Genomic DNA, 537 nt, shown 5'->3' on the forward strand with positions numbered 1-537 from the left:
GGGCATGGACCCGCTCACCAACCGGCAGCAGGAATATCTCGACCACATTTCCAATTCGTCTTCGGTGCTGCTGACGCTGGTCAACGACATTCTTGATCTTGCAACGGTCGACGCCGGCATTATGGAACTGCATTATTCCGATGTGACGATCAACGACCTGCTCGACGAGGTGGCGATGCAGATTGCCCATCGGCTGCAGGAAAACCAGGTGACGCTGAAGATCACCGCCGATCACGATCTCGGCGTCATCCTCGCCGACCACCAGCGGCTCAAGCAGATCTTCCTGAAACTGCTCGCCAATGCGGCCAATTTCGCCCCTGACGGCAGCGCCATAGGCCTCAAATGCTGGCGCGAAGGCAGCGATTTCCTATTCACGGTMTCCGATTCCGGCCCCGGCATGGCGCCGGACATGCTGGCAAAGATTTTCGATCGCTTCGAATCCGACAGCCGCGGCGGGCGCAAGTCGGGCGTGGGCCTCGGTCTTTCGATCGTCGAAAGCTTCGTCAACCTGCATCACGGCTCGATCGAGGTCGACAG

General features: G+C 59.1%; 1 protein-coding gene. It reads left to right on the top strand.

Going from position 1 to position 537, the window contains the following annotated elements; genetic code table 11:
* Positions 1-537: sensor histidine kinase (locus AC1D0P_RS27925; RefSeq protein ID WP_477679702.1), on the top strand; the 537-nt coding region annotated here is incomplete at both ends.

The organism is Polaromonas sp. P1_G2 (genome assembly GCF_056405515.1).